Genomic DNA, 20,956 nt, shown 5'->3' with positions numbered 1-20,956 from the left:
GGGGGGGGGGCGCGGGCCGGTGGTGTGGGGGGGGGGGGGGGGGGGGGCGGGGCGCGGCCCCCCCCCCCCACCCCCCCCCCCCGGCTTTCACCTGAGGGGTGCTCAGGAGCTCTTTGGTGACTGCGATTTGAAGAACGTGCGAGCTAGGAGTTGACCTGCGTGGTCACCAGGCTGGAGAAGGTCGTCAGGCGGGTGTAGACGCCCGGGTAGCCGGCCTCGGCGCAGCCTTCGCCCCAGGAGGTGATGCCTGCCAGGACGCCGCCGATGAGCAGCGGGCCGCCGCTGTCGCCCTGGCAGGTGTCGACGCCGCCGGAGGTGTATCCGGCGCAGACCATGTCGCTGGCGATGAAGTCGGAGCCGTACGAGCTCGTGCAGCTCGTGTTGGAGACGATCGGGACGGTCGCGGTCCGGAGCTGGTTGGAGGAGCTGCCGCTCTCCGAGGTGGTCCCCCAGCCGAGGACGCGGGCGGTGGCGCCGGTCGCGTACACGCTGGTCTGCGAGGAGGTTACGTACGAGACCGGGGTGTACGACATCGCTGTCGACAGGGTCAGTACGGCCACGTCGTCGCCGTTGGTGGCGTCCGTGTAGCTGGGGTTGATCCAGATCTTGCTGACCTTGCTGACCGTGCCGTTCGTGCCGTTGAGGTAGGTACGGCCGCCGATGACGCGGACGCTGCTGGTGGTCTCGCCGACCATGCAGTGGGCGGCGGTGACGACCTTGGTGGCCGAGACGAGCGTGCCGCCGCAGAACTGGTTCTGCGAGGCGTCCGTGATCTGCATGACGAACGGGTACGCGGTCGTGGTGGTCGTCGTGCCGCCGACGATGGGCTGGGGGGCGGCGACGGCACCGGGTGCGCCGAGCAGTGCCGTCGCGGCGGCGGCAGCGGTCGCCACACAGAGAGCGGCGGTCTTCTTGGCGCGGTTGAGCCCGAACATGGTTCTCCTCGGAAGTTGCCGGTGGGGGACGCGCGGGTGTGGGGGGTGCTGCACGACGCCGGCGGACCGGCGGCGTGTGCCCGGGCGAGCGGCACTGGGATCAGGCTAGAAGCGGAACCCCTCCTGCTCCAATGGGGGAAGCCCCTAAGGGAGTTGGAGGAGGGATAACCCTTGCTGTGCGGCAGCTGGGTTTAGCTTGTGATTCCGTCCGGTTGGTCCGTATCCCGTATCTCGTATTCCGTATGAAGAAGGGGGAGCAGGTGCCCGCCCTTCCGGATACGACGGAACGTCAGCCCGGCCGGTGCCCGACCGCCAGCCTGACTATGTCCACCCGCGAACGGATCCCCAACTTCCGGTACACCCGCGTCAGTGTCGCCTCCACCGTCTTCACGCTGATGAACAGACGCGCGGCGATCTCGCGGTTGGTGGCGCCCTCCATGACGAGCGCGGCGACCTGCCGTTCGGTCGCGGCGAGGCTGTCCAGAGCGGCGGCCGCGAGGCTGTCGGGGTCGGCGGACGCCAGGGGCGAGGCCGCCGGGAGGGCCGCGGAGGCACTCTCGACCTGGCGCAGCCACGGCAGGGCGCGGCAGCGGCGGAAGAGCCGGGTCGCCTCGTCGTACGAGGTGGGCCCCGGCCGGGGGGTGCGCAGCCCGGCGAGGGCGTACGCCGCGCGGGCCTCCTCGAGGCCGTAGCCCAGCTTGCCGAGCCGGTCCTGGGCCGCGGTCAACTGCCGGGTGGCGACGCCCTGTTCGCCGCGTGCGGCGCGTACGAGGGCCTCGGCGCGGTCGAGTACCGCGAGCACGCTCTCCCGGCTGAGCCGCAGCGCCTGCTTCCGCGTCGCGTCGATGACGTCCTGTGCCTCGTCCGGTTCACCGATCCGGACCAGCGCCTCGGCGAGGTCCCCGTGCCAGCGGCCCCGGGCGGGATCGACGACCCCGAGGCCCTCCTCCAACTCCCGTACGCGACGCAGTGACCGGACCGTCGCCGCCGCGTCCCCCGCCACCAACTGGGCGTGGCCGAGGGCGCCGAGGGCGCGCGAGAGGTAGATCAGGTCGCCGTCCTCCTCCGCGCGGTCCACGGCCTCCTGGGCGAGCGTGAGCGCCCGGTCCACGTCGCCGCCCGCCGCCTCGGCGAGCGAGGTGAACATGGCGGTGGCCGCCTCGCCGATCCCGGTGTCACGGGCCAGCCGCAGGCTCTCGCGGGCGAGGTCGAGGGCCCGGCCGCAGTGACCGGAGCGCAGCTCGGTCTCCGCGAGGCCGCGCAGGAAGTGGACCTCGCTCTCGACCATCCCGCGCCGCCGCACCTCGCGCAGCAGCGCGGTGATGGTCGTACGGGCCTCGGCAAGCTGGTCGCCCATGATCAGCCAGCGGAACCGGGCGGCACCGGCGCCGTTGTGGTCGCACGCCACCCGGGGGTCCTGCGGTTCACGCATCGCGCGCTGGATGGTCGCCGGGGCGCCCGGGTGCCCCATCAGGGTCTCCATCTGCGCCTGGAAGCCGAGCGCCAGGAGCTCGGTGGGCCGGTCCCCGGCAAGGGCCGCGAGCTCCGCCGCCCAGGCGGCCTCCTCGCGGGCCTTCGTCATCTCGCCCTCCATGAGCAGGGCCCGCCAGGCGAGTTGGTAGCGGACGAGGGCGAGCAGCCGCGGGTCCTCGCCCGCGTCCGCGAGCGCCTGGGGAAAGACGGCGTCGATCTCGGCCATGGCCTGTCCTGCGGCGTCGATGACGACCATCCAGGCCCGTACCCGGTCCGCGGGCACGGTGGCACGGGCCAGTACCTGGCGGGCGATGTCCCGCGCGAGGTCCGTCTCGCCGGCCGTGAGCGCGTCCTCGGCCGCCTGCAGCCTGCGTTCGTCCGGGCCCGGCACGGCGTCCGGCGGGGTGTGCCGGGCCGCCAGCAGTCCGAGCCCCGCCGCGACCGAGGGCGCGCCCCGGTCCCGGGCCGCCGCCGCTGCCTCGCCGAGCCGGGCGGCGACCTCCGGGTCCGTACCCGTGGCGGCCAGGGCGAGATGGCGGGCCCGCTCGATGGGATCGGAGGCCGCCTCGGACAGCGCGGCGTGGGCGGCGCGCCGCTCCTGCGCGCTCGCCTGCGCGTACAGGGCGGCGGACACGAGGGGGTGCGCGAACCGGATGACCGGAGCCTCGCGCTCCGTCGCCAGCAGACCGAGCGAGGCGGCCGAGGCCGTCTCCGCCTCGGCGTTCTCCCGTCCGGCGGCGTGCAGCAGCGCCAGCGTGGGCCGCGCCCCGGCGCTCGCCACGAGCAGGGTGCGGCGGGCCTCGGCGGACAGCATCTCCAGCCGGCTGAGCACGAGTGCGCTCAACGAGGTCGGTACCGGCAGGGGTTCGCCCGGGCTCGGCGGGGTCGGGCTCTCGGCGAGGGCGCGGCCCAGCTCCAGCGCGAAGAGCGGGTTGCCGCCGCTGGTGCGGTGGATGTCCCGCACGATCGAACGGGGCAGGCCGGTGTAGCCGCGCTGGCCGAGGAGTTCGGCGACATGCGCACGGGAGAGCGGGTTGAGCCGCACGGCCAGGGTGTCCGGCGGGGACGCGCGTAGATACCGGTCGTGCTGCTGCCCTTGCGGTTCCGTTTCGGTGCGTACGGCACACAGCATCCGTACGGGCATGCCACCGAGCCGGCGGGCGGCGAAGCCGAGCAGCTCGGCGCTGGCCGGGTCCAGCCACTGCAGGTCGTCGGCGACGACCAGTACGGGTCCCTGGGCGGCCAGCGCGCGGAACGCCGACAGGACCGCGAGGCGCAGCGCAAGGCCGTCGCGTTGCAGGGTGGATTCGCCGCGGCCGGTGAGCGCCGACTCGAGGGCGGTGCGCTGCGGTCCCGGCAGTCGCGCGGAGACCTCGTCGACGACCAGACCGAGGAGGTCGGCCAGCGCGAGGAAGGGGAGATGGGATTCGGACTCGGTGGCCGAGCAGCGCAACACGGTGTGTGCAGATTCGGTGTATTCCGAGACCAATGCCCGCAGGACGGTCGACTTTCCAATTCCCGCGGGGCCGTGCACCAGCACACTGCCGCCGCCGGAGAGCTGTTCCCGCGCCCCGGCGAAGAGCTCCTCCCGGCCGATGACCAGGTCAGGGCGGGGTCTCGCAGGCTCCTTGAAGTCCCCTCGCACGGTCACCGCTCCCCTCGTGTGTCGTGTCCTGACCAATATTAGGCAATCTGTCTTTGAATTACGGACGGTCGGGACGGTGAGGGAAATAACAGGGGGCGTATAACGCATTTCAGAGGGTCGCCGCTTGAATGAGAAAGCGCCAGGAATCCGCCGGCGGTTACGGCAGCAGCCCGGACCGCCGCGCGGCGACCACCGCTTCCCACCTGGTGTGGGCGCCCAGCCTGCGCATCGCCGACCGCAGATATCCCTTCACGGTCTCCGGGCGCAGCCCCAGTCGCTCCGCGGCCACCGCGTTCGTTGCACCGGAGGCGACACAGGCGAGAACGTCCACCTCACGCGGCGCGAGGCCGACCTCGGCGGAGCCCGGCCCCGGCGACACCGCCTCGGCCAGCCGCCCGCAGACCGAGAGGAGTTCGGCCCGCAGCGTGGGGTCGAGTACGCGCGGTGCCAGCGCCCGCAGCGCCCCGTGTGCCTCGCGCACCTCCTCCCACGCGGCGTTCCCCACTTCGGGTGCGGGCTCCTGCGCCACGGCCAGCAGCGCTCGTGCCTCGTCCTTCACGACCAGCGCCTGCTCCACGTCCCGGGCCGCAGCCATCGCCGCGCCCAGCGTGCGGTCGCCCAGCGGTTGGGATGTGCGCAGGGCGCCGTACAGCACTCCGCGCACCTGTCGTCGAACGACGACAGGGACCGCGAGGACGGAGCGCAGCCCCTCCGTGGCGACCGCCATGTCGTACTCGTGGCTGATCTGCCGCGAGGACCGGTAGTCGGTCACCGCGCACGGCCGGGCCAGGGCCACCGCCTTGCCGCCCAGGCCGTTGCCGGTCGACACGGCGAGCGCGCTGAGCGCCGTGGTCGCCGTGCCGCTGAGCTGGCTGATGCACACGCGTTGGCGCCCGGGATCGACCAGACCGCCGAAGGCGACCGGCAGTCCCGTCGCGCGCCGCAGTCCCGCCAGCGCGCCCCGCACCTCCACCGCATCGGCTGCGTCTGCTGCCACCTGACCGCCCCTTCGCCGCGGAGCACCCCCGTTCGGGGGTGGTGAGATCTGCGTCACGGAATACACGATGGTAGGCGGCTGTCCGGCAACGAGGAGGACACATGACGGTGACGAGTGACGCGACGGAGCAGTTCCGCACCGCGCGGGACTTCCTGCTGGCCCACCGCGAGGACTACGCCACGGCCTACGAGGGCTTCGACTGGCCCCGCCCGGAGCACTTCAACTGGGCGCTCGACTGGTTCGACGTCATCGCCCGGGACAACGACCGCACGGCCCTGCACCTCGTCGAGGAGGACGGCTCGCGGACCGAGATCTCCTTCGCTGCCATGTCCGCGCGCTCGAACCGGACGGCCAACTGGCTGAGCGCGCAGGGCGTCCGCGCCGAGGACCGCATCCTCGTCATGCTCGGCAACCAGACCGAACTGTGGGAGACGGCCCTCGCCGCGATGAAGCTGCGCGCCATCGTCATCCCGGCGACCACCCTGCTCGGCCCCGCCGACCTGCGCGACCGCGTCGAACGCGGCCGCGTCCGGCACGTGATCGCCCGCGGCGAGGACACCGGGAAGTTCGACGAAGTCCCGGGCGGCTACACCCGGATCGCGGTCGGCGGCTCGCGGCCCGGCTGGCTCTCGTACGAGGAGGCGTACGCCGCCGACGCGGCCTTCGAACCCGGCGACGTCACCCACGCGGACGACCCGCTGATGCTCTACTTCACCTCCGGTACGACGGCCCGCCCCAAGCTCGTCGAGCACACCCACGTCTCCTACCCGGTCGGTCATCTGGCGACCATGTACTGGATCGGGCTGAAGCCCGGCGATGTCCACCTGAACATCTCCTCGCCCGGCTGGGCCAAGCACGCCTGGTCCAACCTCTTCGCGCCCTGGAGCGCGGAGGCGACCGTCTTCATCCACAACTACACGCGCTTCGACGCCGGCCGGCTGATGGCGGAGATGGACCGGGCGCAGGTCACCACCTTCTGCGCCCCGCCCACCGTGTGGCGCATGCTCATCCAGGCCGACCTGACCCAGCTCCGCACACCGCCGCGCGAGGCCGTCGCCGCGGGGGAGCCGCTGAACCCCGAGGTCATCGAGCAGGTGCGGCGCGCCTGGGGCGTCACCATCCGGGACGGTTTCGGGCAGACGGAGACCGCGGTCCAGGTCTCCAACAGCCCAGGCCAGCCGCTGAAGACGGGCTCGATGGGGCGGCCGAGCCCCGGGTTCCGCGTCGAGCTGCTCGACCCGGTGTCCGGCGCGCCGGGCGTGGACGAGGGGGAGATCTCGCTCGACCTGTCGCTCAAGCCCGTGGGCCTGATGACCGGCTACCACGGCGAACCGGACCGCACCGCCGAGGCGATGGGCGGCGGCTACTACCGCACGGGTGACATCGGTTCGCGCGATGCGGACGGCTACATCACCTACGTGGGCCGGTCCGACGACGTGTTCAAGGCCTCCGACTACAAGATCTCGCCCTTCGAGCTGGAGAGCGCGCTCCTGGAGCACGAGGCGGTGGCCGAGGCCGCCGTGGTGCCCGCACCGGACGAACTGCGCCTCGCGGTCCCCAAGGCGTACGTCGTTCTCGCCGCGGGCTGGGAGCCGGGCCCCGACACCGCCAAGGTCCTCTTCGAGCACTCCCGCACGGTCCTCGCGCCCTACAAGCGCATCCGCCGCCTGGAGTTCGGCGAACTCCCCAAGACCGTGTCCGGCAAGATCCGGCGCATCGAGCTCCGCGAGGCCACGGCCGCGGGCTCCGACGCCGAGTACCGCGAGGAGGACTTCCGGTGACCGAGCCGTCGTACGCGCACGGGACGAGCACGACCGCGTTGCTGGGGGACACGATCGGGGCGAACCTTGACCGGGCCGTCGAGGCCTGGCCCGGCCGGGAGGCGCTCGTCGACGTGCCGTCCGGGCGGCGCTGGACGTACGCCCAATTCGCCGCGGACGTGGACCGGTTGGCGTACGCGCTGCTCGGCGCCGGGGTCGCCAAGGGCGACCGGGTGGGGATCTGGGCGATCAACTGCCCCGAGTGGGTGCTCGTCCAGTACGCCACCGCCCGCATCGGCGCGGTCATGGTGAACATCAACCCGGCCTACCGCACCCACGAGGTCGAGTACGTCCTCAACCAGGCCGGGATCTCGGTGCTGTTCGCCTCCGTCAGCCACAGGACGAGCGACTACCGGGCGATGGTCGAGCAAGTGCGCGGAAAATGCCCGCAGTTGCGCGAGACGGTCTACATCGGCGACCCGAGCTGGGACGCGCTCATGAGGCGCGGAACCCCGGAGGCGCACGAGGACTTCGAGGCGCGCAGGCTCGAGCTGTCCTGCGACGACCCGATCAACATCCAGTACACCTCGGGGACGACCGGCTTCCCCAAGGGCGCCACCCTCTCCCACCACAACATCCTCAACAACGGTTATTTCGTGGGTGAGTTGATCGCCTACAGCGAGCAGGACCGGATCTGTGTCCCGGTGCCCTTCTACCACTGCTTCGGCATGGTGATGGGCAACCTTGCGGCGACCTCGCACGGCGCGTGCATCGTCATTCCCGCGCCCTCCTTCGACCCGGCGGCCACCCTGCGCGCGGTCCAGGAGGAGCGCTGTACGTCCCTGTACGGCGTACCGACCATGTTCATCGCGGAGCTGAACCTCGCCGACTTCGCGACGTACGACCTGTCGTCGCTGCGCACCGGCATCATGGCGGGCTCGCCCTGCCCCGTCGAGGTGATGAAGCGGGTGGTCGCCGAGATGCACATGGCCGAGGTGTCCATCTGTTACGGCATGACGGAGACCTCGCCGGTGTCCCTGCAGACGCGGCGGGACGACGACCTGGAGCACCGCACCGGCACGGTCGGCCGCGTCCTTCCGCACATCGAGGTGAAGGTCGTCGACCCGGTGGACGGGGTGACGCTGCCGCGCGGCTCGGCGGGCGAACTGTGCACCCGCGGCTACAGCGTGATGCTCGGCTACTGGGACGAGCCCGAGAAGACCGCCGAGAGTGTCGACGCGGGCCGCTGGATGCACACCGGCGACCTCGCCGTGATGCGCGAGGACGGTTACGTCGAGATCGTCGGGCGCATCAAGGACATGATCATCCGGGGTGGCGAGAACATCTACCCGCGCGAGATCGAGGAGTTCCTGTACGCCCATCCGAAGATCGCCGATGTCCAGGTGGTCGGCGTTCCCCATGAGCGGTACGGCGAGGAGGTCCTCGCCTGTGTCATCCCGCGCGACGCGGCCGACCCGCTGACGCTGGAGGAGCTGCGGGCCTTCTGCGAGGGGCGGCTCGCGCACTACAAGATCCCGAGCCGGCTGCGGATCCTGGAGTCCTTTCCCATGACTGTGTCGGGGAAGGTGCGCAAGATCGAGCTGCGGGAGTCGTACGGGGAGTGAAGGCGGTGCTCAGGCGCCGGTCGCGACGAGCTCGGCGGCCGGGCTGTTCACCGGCTGCGGAGTGCCCGTGAGGTCGAGGACGAAGAGGGGGACGCCAAGGGTGTCGGCGCAGGCGCGGGCGTCGTCTGCGAACCCCGCGAGAGAGAAGTACACGCATCCCGCGGACTCCGTCATCGCCGTCAGCCACAGGCACTCCACGTCGCGCAGCGAGGCGGGCCGGACCGTGGGGTCCACCTGGGCCAGGATCCCGCGGGCGGCAAGCCCGATCCCCGTCGGGGGCCGCTGGTCCGCCCGCCTGATGTCCCGGTAGCCGAGCCAGCGCAGATACAGCGCGGCGGCCGTGACGGCGTCCCGGGCGGTCCGGATGGTGACCGGCCGGAACGCGGGGCGGGGCGCGGGCGAGGTGTCCCGAGGGGTGTCCGGCGGGCCGTCGCTGTCGCTGCCGCTGCCGCTGCCGCCGTTGCTGTCGCTGTCGCTGTCGCTGTCGCGCGGAGGGTCGTCGGCCGGGTGCGCGCGGGTGCCCTGGGGGGTTCCCGCGCGGGTGTCCTCGTCCGTGGCGTGGCTCGCCCCGGCGACGGTGCCGTGGGTGCGCTGCGCGCGCTGCGGGCGGCGTACCCCGCGCACCGGAATCCGCAGCTCCGTCCCGCATGAGCACCCCAGCTCGGGAGCCGGCCACTGGTCCTCGCGGCCGCAGGCCTCGCAGCGGACGGTGACCCAGTCCTCGTCCCAGGAGCGGTGGGTGACGGCCGCCGGTTCCGCGAGGCCGTCGAGCGGGGGCGTGACGGGGGCGCCGCACACGCAGGGATAGGACAGCGCCGCGTAGAGATGCTCGCGGCGGCAGGCCGGGCACCGCACCGGCACGCTCTCGGCCATGGCCCACTCCAGGACGTCGTCACGTCGTCACGTCGGGACAGCGTGTCCATAGTCCTCCAGCGAGGGGGTCCCCGGCAGGGAAACGGTCCGACAGCCTCCGGCGGCACTCTTGACGCCTCTCGGCACCCCGCCTACATTGCTTCCAGATAGTAGAAGTTAGTTTCCGCAATACGGAATTCGGACAGGGAAGCCGCTGCGGAACCGCAAACGGAATCACCAGCTCTCCGCGGGCGCGACGGGAGCGAGAAACCGACAGCCGAAGCAGGAGTACTCCATGGCTCGTATGACCGCTGCCCGCGCGGCAGTCGAGATCCTCAAGCGCGAGGGCGTCAGCAACGCGTTCGGCGTCCCGGGCGCGGCGATCAACCCCTTCTACGCGGCCCTCAAGGCCGCCGGCGGGATCAACCACACCCTCGCCCGCCATGTCGAGGGTGCCTCACACATGGCGGAGGGCTACACCCGTACCCACCCGGGCAACATCGGCGTCTGCATCGGCACCTCGGGACCGGCAGGCACCGACATGATCACCGGGCTGTACTCCGCCACCGGCGACTCGATCCCGATCCTCTGCATCACCGGCCAGGCGCCGACCGCCGTGATCCACAAAGAGGACTTCCAGGCCGTCGACATCGCCTCCATCGCCAAGCCGGTCACCAAGATGGCGATCACCGTCCTTGAGCCGGCCCAGGTCCCCGGCGTCTTCCAGCAGGCCTTCCACCTCATGCGCTCGGGGCGTCCGGGCCCGGTCCTCATCGACCTGCCCATCGACGTCCAGCTCGCCGAGATCGAGTTCGACCCGGAGACGTACGAGCCGCTCCAGGCGTACAAGCCCGCCGCCACCCGCGCCCAGGTCGAGAAGGCGATCGCCCTCCTCAACGAGTCCGAGCGGCCACTGATCGTCGCCGGCGGCGGTGTCATCAACGCCGACGCCGCCGAACTCCTCGTCGAATTCGCCGAGTTGACGGGCACCCCGGTCGTGCCGACCCTGATGGGCTGGGGCATCCTCCCCGACGACCACGACCTGAACGCCGGCATGGTGGGCCTCCAGACCTCGCACCGCTACGGCAACGCCACCTTCCTGGAGTCCGACTTCGTCCTCGGCATCGGCAACCGCTGGGCCAACCGCCACACCGGCAAGCTGGACGTCTACACCGCGGGCCGCAAGTTCGTGCACGTCGACATCGAGCCCACCCAGATCGGCAAGATCTTCGCCCCGGACTACGGCATCGCCTCCGACGCCAAGGCCGCCCTGAAGCTGTTCGTCGAGGTCGCGCGCGAACTGAAGGACGAGGGCAGGCTGCCCGACCGCAGCGAGTGGGCCGCGTCCGCGCAGGAGAAGCGGGCGACTCTCCAGCGCCGTACGCACTTCGACGACATCCCGATCAAGCCGCAGCGCGTCTACGAGGAGATGAACAAGGCCTTCGGCCCGGAGACCCGGTACGTCACCACCATCGGGCTCTCGCAGATCGCCGGCGCGCAGATGCTGCACGTCTACCGGCCGCGCCACTGGATCAACTGCGGCCAGGCGGGCCCGCTCGGCTGGACCATCCCGGCCGCGCTCGGCGTCGCCAAGGCCGACCCGGAGGCGCAGGTCGTCGCGCTCTCCGGCGACTACGACTTCCAGTTCATGATCGAGGAACTGGCCGTCGGAGCCCAGCACAAGATCCCGTACGTCCATGTCCTGGTGAACAACGCCTACTTGGGCCTGATCCGGCAGGCGCAGATCGGCCTGGACATCAACTTCCAGGTCAACCTGGAGTTCGAGAACATCAACTCGCCCGAGCTGGGCGTCTACGGCGTCGACCACATCAAGGTCGTCGAAGGGCTCGGCTGCAAGGCGATCCGCGTCACCGACCCCAGCGAACTGGGCGCCGCCTTCGAACAGGCCAAGAAGCTCGCCGCCGAGTTCCAGGTCCCCGTCGTCGTCGAGGCGATCCTGGAGCGCATCACCAACATCGCGATGAGCAAGACGAACGACATCAGTAACGTCGTCGAGTTCGAGGAGATCGCGACCGAACCGGGCCATGCGCCCACCTCGATCAGGACGTTGAAGGTCTGACACGCGGGACACGGCAGGCCATACGTCCGGCAAGGGGCGGCTCATCGGGAGGGTGAGCCGCCCCTTCGCCGTGCACGCAGAATCCGAGTGCGCCGCTTCGGCGTCCAAGCCGTCCATACCCTGCCCCTAGAAGGCCGCCCCGCCCGCTCCGAGCCCGCCACCGCCACCGCCGGAGCCCCGCTGTGGCCGCTCCGTGTCGGCCGCCCCGCCGCGCCCCAACAGCCCCGCGTCACGGGCGAAGCGTGGCGCCAGAACGGTGAGCGCCTCGTCGTCGTAGAGGGCTACCGCGAGCAGCACGGCATCCCTCGAAAGCCCCTCCCGTCCGGCAGGCAGAGGAAGTTGGGCACGAAGCTCGTCCAGGGCGTTTCGGGCGTCGCGGGTACGGGAGCGCGGAAAGCTGCGCAGCAGCCCCGCCGCGGTCAGCTCGGCGCGCAGGTCCTCCAGCGACGTCCGTATCCGTGGCTGCTTCAGCAGATCCCGTATCCCCGCCGGCCGGCGGTAGAGGGAGGTGTGCACCGCCTTCTCCAGAGGATGAGCCGCGACCTGCGCGGCCACCCCCGACGTCCGCATCGTGCCCGGCTGTGCGGGGCTCGCGGCGCCCTCCAGGTGGAGGGCGAGTGCGGCGACCTTCACGGCGGCGAGTGGCCCGCCGCGCAGCAGCGCGACGGCGTGCGGCCCGAGCTGAATCCTCGCTGCGCTGTCCATGGTTTCCCCCCGAGAACGAGGCCCGCCGCCCCCGTGTCGGCGGGCCTCGTGTGCTGAGAATGTGCCCTTGCCCCGGGGGAGTTGAAGCCTCCGGGGCCGTGTTCAGAGGTTGATTTGAGGGTTCCGTACCCCGTGTACGCCGGGTGGTGTACCCACCGGAGTGCCGGGCTCATGGCCCCCGTACTCACCGGGGAGCCCGGCTCACGGCTCGGTGTGCTCCGACAGCCCCGGCCACTCGTCGGGGCCGCCGCCCTGCCAGTCGATGATGTCGCTCTCCTCGACCTCGATGGCGTCGAGGTCGACCTCCGCCCGGCGCAGGATGTCCACGACGTCGTCGAGGTGGTAGGCGACACCGAGCGTCTCGTCCCCTGCGGTGACCCGCCGGGACCCGTCCAGCCCGGGGGTGTGCACGACGATGCCGGTGAGGTCCATACGTCCAGGCTCCTGCGCGGCGCGGAAAACCGCACCCCGAGAACGCGATGAAACACGACAGAGCGCCGGGTACGGAGGGTCCCGTACCCGGCGCTCTGGGCCGTGATCTGTGAAGTTGAGCCGTCCGACGGCGCGAGGCTGGCGCGACAGGACATTCGCGCCGCCGGACGGAGTCTGGGGGCACACCGGAAGAGGTGCGGATTGTGGCTGGGACCGCGGCGGGTGCGATGGAGCCGGGGCCGCCTTCCCTCAGGTCGAGAAGGGGGCCCCGGAACCTTTACCACCGCACTGGCTCGCACACCGCCGCGGTCCTCGGCCTGCCCGCCTGCCGACCGTGTGACCACCCCTGATCCGGGTCACACGGTCGCGGCGGGCACGCGCCCGGGATCAGACCTCCCGTCGGATCCCGGACGCAGCCCTTGAGTTGAGCGCCGGTCGGGCGTCAACGGTTGTTGCGGTGCAGGGTGTGAATCCGGGCCACGGCGGCGCATGGGCGCGACAGGACAGGTGTCAGCGCCGCCGTGGCCCGGAAGTTTCGAAGACGTCGGCCTGGGCTCAGATCTGGGCGCCGGACAGGCGCTCCACCGCCCGCAGCAGGGCCGAGTGGTCCAGGCCCCCGTCGCCCTGCGTGCGCAGGCTGGCGACGAGCTGGGCCACCACGGCGCCGACCGGAAGGGCCGCGCCGACGTTGCGGGCGGCGTCCGTGACGATGCCCATGTCCTTGTGGTGCAGGTCGATGCGGAAGCCCGGCTTGAAGTCGCGGTTGAGGAAGTTGTCCTTCTTCCGCGTCAGCACCGTCGAACCCGCGAGCCCGCCGTTGAGGACGTCCAGGGCGGCCTTCAGGTCCACGCCCGACTTCTCCAGGAAGACCACGGCCTCGGCGCACGCCTGGATGTTCACGGCGACGATCAGCTGGTTGGCGGCCTTCACGGTCTGGCCCGAGCCGTGCGGACCACACAGCACGATGGTCTTGCCGAGGGCCTCGAAGATCGGCTCGGCCTCGTCGAAGTCGGCCTGCTCGCCGCCCACCATGATGGACAGGACGGCCTCGACCGCACCGGCCTCACCGCCGGACACGGGCGCGTCGAGCACCCGGATGCCCTTCGCGGTGGCTGCCTTCGCGAGGTCCACCGAGGTCTGCGGGGTGATGGAGGACATGTCGATCAGGAGCGCGCCGGACCGCGCGTTCTCCAGGATGCCGTCAGGGCCGTACGCGATGGCCTCGACGTGCGGGGACGCGGGCACCATGGTGATCACCACGTCGGCGTCCCGCACGGCCTCGGCGATCGAACCCGCCGCCGTGCCGCCGGCGCCGGCCAGCCGCTCCAGCTTGTCCTGCTCCAGGGTGAAGCCGGTGACGTCGTATCCGGCCTTGATCAGGTTCTCGGACATGGGGGAGCCCATGATGCCGAGACCGATCCACGCGACCTTGGGGAGATTGCTGCTGCTCATGGGGGTGCCTCTCTGACTGCTGCGATACGTCGGTGAGTTGCCGCTCAGCGGGCGGCTCGGGCCGCCGCGGGCAGCCACGCGAAGGACTCGGCGCTCGGCCGGTCGCCGGGCTTGTACTCCAGGCCCACCCAGCCCTCGTAGCCGGCCTTCGCCAGCTGGTCGAGGAGGTCCTCCAGGGGGAGCGAGCCGGTGCCCGGCGCGCCGCGGCCCGGGTTGTCGGCGATCTGCACATGGCCGGTCTTGGCCGCGTACTGCTCGATGACCGAGGGCAGGTCCTCGCCGTTCATGGACAGGTGGTAGAGGTCCATGAGGAACTTGGCGTTGCCGAGACCGGTGGCCTCGTTGACCTTGTCGACGACCTCGATGGCGGCCGGGGCGGACACCAGCGGGTAGAGCGGCGACTCGGGCTTGTTCAGGGCCTCGATCAGCAGGACCGCGCCGATGCGGTTGGCCGCGCGGGCGGCCAGCACCAGGTTCTCCAGGGCGAGTTCGTCCTGCTCGGCCGGGTCCACGCCCTCGACGCGGTTGCCGTACAGCGCGTTGAGCGCCCGGCATCCCAGCGACTCGGCGAAGTCCGCGGCCACGTCGATGTTGGCGTGGAACCGCACGGACTCCTCGCCAGGGATCGACAGGGCGCCACGGTCCGGGCCCGGCAGCTGTCCGGCGTAGAAGTTCAGGCCCGTGAGCTGGACGCCCGCGTCCTCGATCGCCTGCTTGAGGGCGTCGAGCTCGGACTGCTCGGGGGTGGGGGAGTCGACCCAGGGCCACCACAGCTCGACCGCCGTGAAGCCCGCCGCGGCCGCGGCCGCGGGGCGCTCCAGGAGCGGGAGTTCCGTGAAGAGGATCGACAGGTTGACGTTGAAGCGCTGGTCTGCGAATCCCATGTGGGTCGGCGCTCCCTTCCGTTATCAGCGGGTCGGTGTGCTGGCGGTTCTGGCTGATTCCGTATTGCGGAAGTTCGTTTCTGCTTAATGGAAGATTGCCGCCGTGTGTCGGGGGTTGTCAAGAGGGGGCTGCCGGAAAATCGACACCGCGCAGTAGGTTGAGCGCGTGCGATTGAGAGTTGAGTTCACGACCGAGCCCTTCGACCTCGACGAGGCGCCGCCGCACGCCCTGGTCGCCCGTGAGGTCATCGAGGCAGCCGAGCTGGACGCCGTGGATGTCGGCCCGTTCGGCAACACCGCGGAGGGCGGTGCGGACACGGTGCTCACCGCGGTCGACGCACTGCTGCGCAAGGCTCTGGAGGCGGGCGCCACCAGGGTCTCGTTGCAGGTCAACGTGGTCGAGGAGGGGGATCGGTGACCGGTTTCGGGGACGACCCCTTCGTCTCGGCCGTCAAGCCGCTCGTCGACGCCATGGGGGGCGAGATGCTGCCGGCGGACCAGGCCGGCCCCGATGACGTCGTGCTGTCCTGGGAGGGCGCGGACGTCGTCGCCGTGCGCCTGCCCCAGCTCGCCGACTCCCTCGATCACATCCTGGCCGCCCTGGAGCGCAAGCGCGGCAAGCCGCTGGCCGACCTCGACCGCAAGGCCAAGCAGGAGGTCGTACGGATACTGGAGGCGCGCGGCGCCTTCTCCGTGCGGCACGGCGTGGAGACGGTGGCGAGCGCCCTCGGGGTGAGCCGCTTCACCGTCTACAACTACCTGAATCGCGAGAAAGACTCCTGACCTGGTGGTATGCCCCCTGAGGGCGACCCGCTCGCATCCGCCGCCGTCCGGACGACCCGGGTGGCGGCTTTTGTTACCCGAAGTTTTCAACAAAGTGTTGACGTGATGTTTCCGAGGGCGTTAGCTGGCCGCAGCCCGTCCAGCAACAAGGCCACGGAGGCTCCCGTGACTTCGAGTTCCTCGACACCGGGTCTCGCCCGGTTCAACGCCCTGGAGGAGCACGCGGCAGCCGCCGCCCTCCACGAGGCGTGCGCCTCAACCGCGTGGGGGAGCGGTCTGCTCGACCGCCGCCCCTTCGCAAGCCTCGCCGACCTCCTCGCCGCCAGCGACGCCGCCATGGCCGACCTGACCACCGCGGACCTGGCGGAGGCGATGGCCGGGCATCCGCCGATCGGCCGGCCCAAGCCGGGGGACCCGACCTCCTCCCGGGAGCAGCGCGGCATGGCCGGCGCCTCCGAGGAGCTCAAGGAGGAGATGCTCGAACTTAACCTGGCCTACCAGGAGAGGTTCGGCCACGTCTTCCTGATCTGCGCCACCGGCAGGACCGGCGAGCAGATGCGCGACGCGGTCAAGGAACGGATCGGCAACGCGCCGGGCCAGGAGCGCGAGATCGTCCGCGCCGAGCTCGGCAAGATCAACCGCATCCGTCTGGCCAATCTCGTACAGCAGGAAGATGACGTATGAGCACCGACAGCACAGCCTCCGTGTCCACGCACATCCTGGACACCAGCGTCGGGCGCCCCGCCGGGGGTGTCGCGGTTCAGCTCGCGGCCCGCGCCGGGCGTGCGGCGGACTGGCAGGCACTCGGCGGCTCCGCGACCGACGCGGACGGCCGGTGCAAGGACCTTCCGGCGCTGCCGGAGGGGACGACCCACGTACGGCTCGACTTCGCGGTCGAGGAGTACCAAGAGAAGAAGCAAGCCGATGCGCAGCAGGACGCCCCCGCGAACCGGGACAGCGGCGCGAGCGGAGTGTTCTTCCCCGAGGTGGCCATCACCTTCGCCGTCAGGCCGGGCGAGCACTACCACGTACCGCTGCTGCTCAACCCGTTCGGCTACTCCGTTTACCGAGGGAGCTAGCAGACATGACCGACAACGCCCGTCCTGCCCGTCCGGTGATCCTGGGGCAGAACCAGTACGGCAAGGCCGAGAACCGCGTCGTCAAGATCACGCGGGACGGCGGCACCCATCACATCAAGGACCTGAACGTGTCGGTCGCGCTGAGCGGCGACATGGAAGAGGTCCACTACTCGGGCTCCAACGCGAACGTCCTGCCGACGGACACCACCAAGAACACGGTGTACGCCTTCGCCAAGGAGCACGGCATCGAGTCCGCCGAGCAGTTCGGCATCCACCTCGCCCGGCACTTCGTGACGTCGCAGGAGCCGATCAAAACGGCGCGCATCCGGATCGAGGAGTACTCCTGGGAGCGCATCGAGACCTCGGACGCCAACTCGGAGTTCATCGGCGCCGACGAGGTCAAGCACTCCTTCGTGCGCAAGGGCCAGGAGACCCGGGTCAGCCAGATCACCTATGACGGTTCGTCGTGGGAGGTCGTATCGGGGCTCAAGGACCTCGTCGTGATGAACTCGACGAACTCCGAGTTCTGGGGCTACGTCAAGGACAGGTACACGACGCTGCCCGAGGCGTACGACCGCATCCTGGCCACCCAGGTCTCCGCCCGCTGGCGCTTCAACTGGTCGGCCGACGACCAGCAGATGCCCAACTGGGAGAAGTCCTACGACCAGGTCAGGAAGCACATGCTCCAGGCCTTCGCGGAGACGTACTCGCTCTCCCTCCAGCAGACCCTGTACCAAATGGGTTCGCGGATCATCAACAACCGCAGCGAGATCGACGAGGTCCGCTTCTCCCTCCCGAACAAGCACCACTTCCTGGTGGACCTGAAGCCGTTCGGGCTGGAGAACGACAACGAGGTGTACTTCGCGGCGGACCGCCCGTACGGCCTCATCGAGGCCACCGTCATCCGCGACGGCGTCGAGCCGCGGATCCCGGTGGACCTCACCAATCTCTGACCCTGCCCGCTGCCCCCGGCCTGCCTTGCTCGCCGGGCGGGGGCACCCCTCCTTCGGCACCCGTGGCCTCTGCGCCGCGGTACTCAAACCTCCTAGGGTCCTGCCGTGCCCACCCCCGGATACGAAGAAGGACGCACCATGGCAGCATCGGCGGAAGTCCAGCGGACCGTCATCGAGAACTGTGCGATCGCGACGGTGGACGCGGGTGACACCGAGTACGCCTCGGGCCACGTCGTCGTCGCGGGCAACCGCATCGAGTCCCTCGGCGCGGGCAAGGCTCCCCAGGGCCTGGAGAACGTCGTACGGCGCATCGACGGCACCGGCCACCTGGTGACCCCGGGCCTGGTCAACACCCACCACCACTTCTACCAGTGGATCACCCGGGGCCTGGCCACCGACCACAACCTCTTCAACTGGCTCGTCGCGCTCTACCCGACCTGGGCGCGCATCGACGAGCAGATGACGTACGCGGCCGCGCAGGGCTCCCTCGCCATGATGGCCCGCGGCGGAGTCACCACCGCCATGGACCATCACTACGTCTTTCCCAAGGGCTCCGGCGACCTGTCCGGCTCGATCATCCGGGCCGCGCGCGAGACGGGCGTCCGCTTCACCCTCGCCCGCGGCTCCATGGACCGCAGCGAGAAGGACGGCGGACTGCCGCCGGACTTCGCCGTCGAGACCCTCGAAGGGGCGCTCGCCGCGACCGAGGCGACCGTCGACGAGCACCACGACGCCTCCTTCGGCGCGATGACCCAGGTGGCCGTCGCACCCTGCTCACCCTTCTCCGTGTCCACCGAACTGATGCGGCAGGGCGCCGAGTTGGCCCGCCGCAAGGGCGTACGGCTGCACACGCACGGCTCGGAGACCGTGGAGGAGGAGCAGTTCTGCAAGGAGCTGTTCGGCATGGGCCCGACCGAGTACTTCGAGTCGACGGGCTGGCTCGGCGAGGACGTGTGGATGGCGCACTGCGTCCATATGAACGACTCCGACATCGCCGCCTTCGCCCGTACGAAGACGGGTGTCGCCCACTGCCCGTCGTCCAACGCCCGTCTGGCGGCCGGGATCGCGCGCGTCCCCGACATGCTCGCGGCCGGCGTCCCGGTCGGCCTCGGCGTCGACGGCACCGCGTCGAACGAGTCCGGCGAACTGCACACCGAACTGCGCAACGCGCTCCTCATCAACCGCCTCGGCGCCCACCGCGAGGCCGCTCTCAACGCCCGTCAGGCGCTGCGCCTGGGCACCTTCGGCGGCGCCCAAGTCCTGGGCAGGGCAGCGGAGATCGGCTCCCTGGAGCCGGGCAAGCTCGCCGACCTCGTGCTGTGGAAGCTGGACACCCTGGCCCACGCCTCGATCGCCGACCCGGTGACCGCGCTGGTCTTCGGCGCGGCGGCCCCGGTCACGCTCTCCCTCGTCAACGGTCTGCCGGTCGTCGAGGACAGCCGGCTGCTGCACGTCGACGAGGACGCCATCGCCCGCTCCACGCGGGAACAGGCACAGCGCCTCGCGGCGATCGCGGCGCGGGCCTGACGGTTCGGCTCCATGCCAACCCGCCGCGCAGGCTGACGGTTCGGCTCGGCGCCAACCCGCCGCGCAGACCTGACGGCTCGGCTCACGCCCATCGCCGTACAGGCCTGAACAGTTGAAGATCTCCGGCTGAGGGGGACGGCCCTCGGCCGGTAGCCGTGGACCCGAGCGGGGTCCATGGCGGCCGTATCCGGGGCGTGCGCGCACGTGTGCGCCCCGGGACGGTCACCGTTCCCCCTTCCGGACACTGTTCCTCCCGAACGGTCTCCGTCCCGGTCCCGCACGACCGCGCATCACCTCCCTGAACACCGCGTCAACGCCGACGTGTAACCGACCGGAGGAGCCGCCGTGGCCGCCCAGCAGCCCGAGCACCGCACCGAAGCACCATCAACTCGCCAGCCGAAGCACCCGGTTGACGAGAAACTCCCGCCCCTGAAGATGGCGACCAGCGGCCTCCAGCACGTCGCCGCCATGTACGCCGGGGTCGTCGCGCCGCCCCTGATCGTCGGCGCCGCCGTCGGTCTGACCGCCACCGAGCTGACCTTCCTCACCGGCGCCTGCCTGTTCACCGCGGGCCTCGCCACCTTCCTCCAGACGATCGGCATCTGGAAGATCGGCGCCAGACTGCCGTTCGTCAACGGCGTCACCTTCGCAGGCGTCGCCCCGATGACCGCGGTCGTCGCCTCCACCAAGGACAAGAGCGACGCACTGCCGATCATCTTCGGCGCGGTCATCGTCGCGGGCGTCCTCGGCTTCATGGCCGCCCCCTTCTTCAGCAAGGCGGTCCGCTTCTTCCCGCCCGTCGTCACCGGCACCGTGATCACGCTGATCGGCGTCTCGCTCCTTCCGGTCGCCTTCGGCTGGGCGCAGGGGCCCGACCCCGCGGCGGACGACTACGGTTCGACGACCTATCTGGGCCTGGCCGGAGCCACCCTGCTCATCGTGCTGCTTCTGCGCCGCTTCACCCGCGGCTTCGTCAAGCAAATAGCCGTGCTGCTCGGCCTGTTGATCGGCACGCTCGTCGCGATCCCCTTCGGCGTCACGGACTTCGGACCGGTGGCCGACGCGGACGTCGTCGGCTTCCCGGCCCCGTTCCACTTCGACGCACCGCAGTTCCAGGTCGCCGCGATCCTCTCGATGTGCGTGGTGATGGTGGTCTCGATGACCGAATCGACCGCGGACATGCTGGCGTTGGGCGAGATCGTCGAGCGCCCGGCGGACGAGAAGACCATCGCGGCCGGACTGCGCGCCGACACCCTCGGCTCGGCGATCAGCCCGCTCTTCAACGGCTTCATGTGCAGCGCCTTCGCGCAGAACATCGGCCTGGTCGCGATGACCAGGATCCGCAGCCGGTACGTCGTCGCCACCGGCGGCGGTTTCCTCGTGCTGATGGGCCTGTGCCCGATGGCCGCGTCGCTGATCGCCGTCGTACCGCGTCCCGTTCTCGGCGGTGCGGGCGTCGTCCTCTTCGGCTCGGTGGCGGCAAGCGGCATCCAGACCCTCGTACGAGCGGGACTCGAGAAGGACAACAACGTCCTGATCGTCGCCGTGTCGCTGGCCGTCGGCATCATCCCGATCACCGCGCCGGGGTTCTACCACGCCTTCCCGGAGACGGCGAAGATCGTCCTGGACTCGGGGATCTCGACGGGGTGCGTGGCCGCCGTGGTCCTCAACCTCGTCTTCAACCACCTCGGCAAGGGGCAGGACGCGGACGACGTGACCCACCCCATGGAGGCGGGCGACGATCTCAAGGCGGTCCCGGCCCACTGACTCCTCG

Annotated in this window: 18 protein-coding genes; 10 read left to right on the top strand and 8 right to left on the bottom strand. The window is 70.7% G+C overall.

Going from position 1 to position 20,956, the window contains the following annotated elements; translation table 11 throughout:
* Positions 1-143 precede the first annotated feature (143 nt).
* The 3 genes from ACFVKT_RS25075 to ACFVKT_RS25065 all read right to left on the bottom strand — a co-directional run bounded on the left by ACFVKT_RS25075 (position 144) and on the right by ACFVKT_RS25065 (position 5,050).
* Positions 144-935: a S1 family peptidase gene (locus ACFVKT_RS25075; RefSeq protein ID WP_385735115.1), complete on the bottom strand. Its 792-nt coding sequence runs from the start codon at positions 933-935 to the stop codon at positions 144-146.
* Between the two features lie 289 nt (positions 936-1,224).
* Complete coding sequence (locus ACFVKT_RS25070) at positions 1,225-4,059, bottom strand: AAA family ATPase (protein ID WP_385735113.1); 2,835 nt, start codon at positions 4,057-4,059, stop codon at positions 1,225-1,227.
* 151 nt (positions 4,060-4,210) lie between these two features.
* Positions 4,211-5,050 carry a response regulator transcription factor gene (locus ACFVKT_RS25065; protein WP_385735111.1) on the bottom strand — a complete coding sequence of 280 codons (840 nt, stop codon included), beginning with the start codon at positions 5,048-5,050 and terminating at the stop codon, positions 4,211-4,213.
* A 101-nt stretch (positions 5,051-5,151) separates the two neighbouring features.
* Between ACFVKT_RS25065 and ACFVKT_RS25060 the strand changes: the two genes are divergently transcribed.
* Complete coding sequence (locus ACFVKT_RS25060; RefSeq protein ID WP_385735109.1) at positions 5,152-6,831, top strand: AMP-binding protein; 1,680 nt, start codon at positions 5,152-5,154, stop codon at positions 6,829-6,831.
* Positions 6,828-8,435, top strand: a complete 1,608-nt coding sequence (locus tag ACFVKT_RS25055; RefSeq protein ID WP_385735107.1) for an AMP-binding protein — start codon at positions 6,828-6,830, stop codon at positions 8,433-8,435. The genes ACFVKT_RS25060 and ACFVKT_RS25055 overlap by 4 nt, the downstream gene beginning before the upstream one ends.
* Before the next feature lie 9 nt (positions 8,436-8,444).
* Here the strand turns inward: ACFVKT_RS25055 and ACFVKT_RS25050 are convergent, their stop codons facing one another.
* Complete coding sequence (locus ACFVKT_RS25050) at positions 8,445-9,308, bottom strand: hypothetical protein (protein ID WP_385735105.1); 864 nt, start codon at positions 9,306-9,308, stop codon at positions 8,445-8,447.
* Between the two features lie 274 nt (positions 9,309-9,582).
* Between ACFVKT_RS25050 and gcl the strand changes: the two genes are divergently transcribed.
* A complete protein-coding gene (gene gcl / locus ACFVKT_RS25045; RefSeq protein ID WP_385735103.1) occupies positions 9,583-11,367 on the top strand; it encodes a glyoxylate carboligase in 1,785 nt (594 codons plus the stop codon).
* Positions 11,368-11,493: 126 nt separating this feature from the next.
* Here gcl and ACFVKT_RS25040 read toward each other — a convergent pair whose 3' ends face one another.
* From ACFVKT_RS25040 to ACFVKT_RS25025, 4 genes are all read right to left on the bottom strand, one after another.
* Positions 11,494-12,072 carry a TIGR04222 domain-containing membrane protein gene (locus tag ACFVKT_RS25040; RefSeq protein WP_385735102.1) on the bottom strand — a complete coding sequence of 193 codons (579 nt, stop codon included), beginning with the start codon at positions 12,070-12,072 and terminating at the stop codon, positions 11,494-11,496.
* A 201-nt stretch (positions 12,073-12,273) separates the two neighbouring features.
* Positions 12,274-12,504 (bottom strand): hypothetical protein, encoded by a 231-nt coding sequence (locus tag ACFVKT_RS25035; RefSeq protein ID WP_385735100.1) that lies wholly within the window; start codon positions 12,502-12,504, stop codon positions 12,274-12,276.
* A gap of 555 nt (positions 12,505-13,059) precedes the next feature.
* Positions 13,060-13,956: a 2-hydroxy-3-oxopropionate reductase gene (locus tag ACFVKT_RS25030; RefSeq protein WP_385735098.1), complete on the bottom strand. Its 897-nt coding sequence runs from the start codon at positions 13,954-13,956 to the stop codon at positions 13,060-13,062.
* Between the two features lie 44 nt (positions 13,957-14,000).
* A complete protein-coding gene (locus ACFVKT_RS25025) occupies positions 14,001-14,840 on the bottom strand; it encodes a TIM barrel protein (protein ID WP_385735096.1) in 840 nt (279 codons plus the stop codon).
* A gap of 166 nt (positions 14,841-15,006) precedes the next feature.
* On the opposite strand from ACFVKT_RS25025, the gene ACFVKT_RS25020 reads away from it, so the two are divergent.
* The 7 genes from ACFVKT_RS25020 (at position 15,007) to ACFVKT_RS24990 (ending at position 20,949) form a co-directional block, all read left to right on the top strand.
* The gene (locus ACFVKT_RS25020; RefSeq protein ID WP_385735094.1) at positions 15,007-15,258 is read left to right on the top strand and encodes a hypothetical protein; all 252 of its coding nucleotides are present in this window, start codon (positions 15,007-15,009) and stop codon (positions 15,256-15,258) included.
* Complete coding sequence (locus ACFVKT_RS25015; RefSeq protein ID WP_385735093.1) at positions 15,255-15,623, top strand: helix-turn-helix domain-containing protein; 369 nt, start codon at positions 15,255-15,257, stop codon at positions 15,621-15,623. The genes ACFVKT_RS25020 and ACFVKT_RS25015 overlap by 4 nt, the downstream gene beginning before the upstream one ends.
* Positions 15,624-15,788: 165 nt before the next feature.
* Entirely contained in the window at positions 15,789-16,307 is a 519-nt protein-coding gene (gene uraD, locus ACFVKT_RS25010) for a 2-oxo-4-hydroxy-4-carboxy-5-ureidoimidazoline decarboxylase (protein ID WP_385735091.1), read from the top strand.
* On the top strand, positions 16,304-16,702 hold the full coding sequence (gene uraH / locus ACFVKT_RS25005) for a hydroxyisourate hydrolase (protein WP_385735089.1): 399 nt from the start codon (positions 16,304-16,306) through the stop codon (positions 16,700-16,702). The genes uraD and uraH overlap by 4 nt, the downstream gene beginning before the upstream one ends.
* A 5-nt stretch (positions 16,703-16,707) precedes the next feature.
* The gene (gene pucL, locus ACFVKT_RS25000) at positions 16,708-17,655 is read left to right on the top strand and encodes a factor-independent urate hydroxylase (protein WP_385735087.1); all 948 of its coding nucleotides are present in this window, start codon (positions 16,708-16,710) and stop codon (positions 17,653-17,655) included.
* 138 nt (positions 17,656-17,793) lie between these two features.
* Positions 17,794-19,182, top strand: coding sequence for an 8-oxoguanine deaminase (locus ACFVKT_RS24995; protein WP_385735085.1), 1,389 nt, complete (start codon positions 17,794-17,796; stop codon positions 19,180-19,182).
* A 435-nt stretch (positions 19,183-19,617) separates the two neighbouring features.
* Entirely contained in the window at positions 19,618-20,949 is a 1,332-nt protein-coding gene (locus tag ACFVKT_RS24990; protein WP_385735691.1) for a nucleobase:cation symporter-2 family protein, read from the top strand.
* Positions 20,950-20,956: the final 7 nt, after the last annotated feature.

This window comes from Streptomyces sp. NPDC127595, from assembly GCF_042671685.1.
Classification (GTDB): domain Bacteria; phylum Actinomycetota; class Actinomycetes; order Streptomycetales; family Streptomycetaceae; genus Streptomyces.
This window is presented reverse-complemented; position numbering and strand designations above follow the sequence as displayed.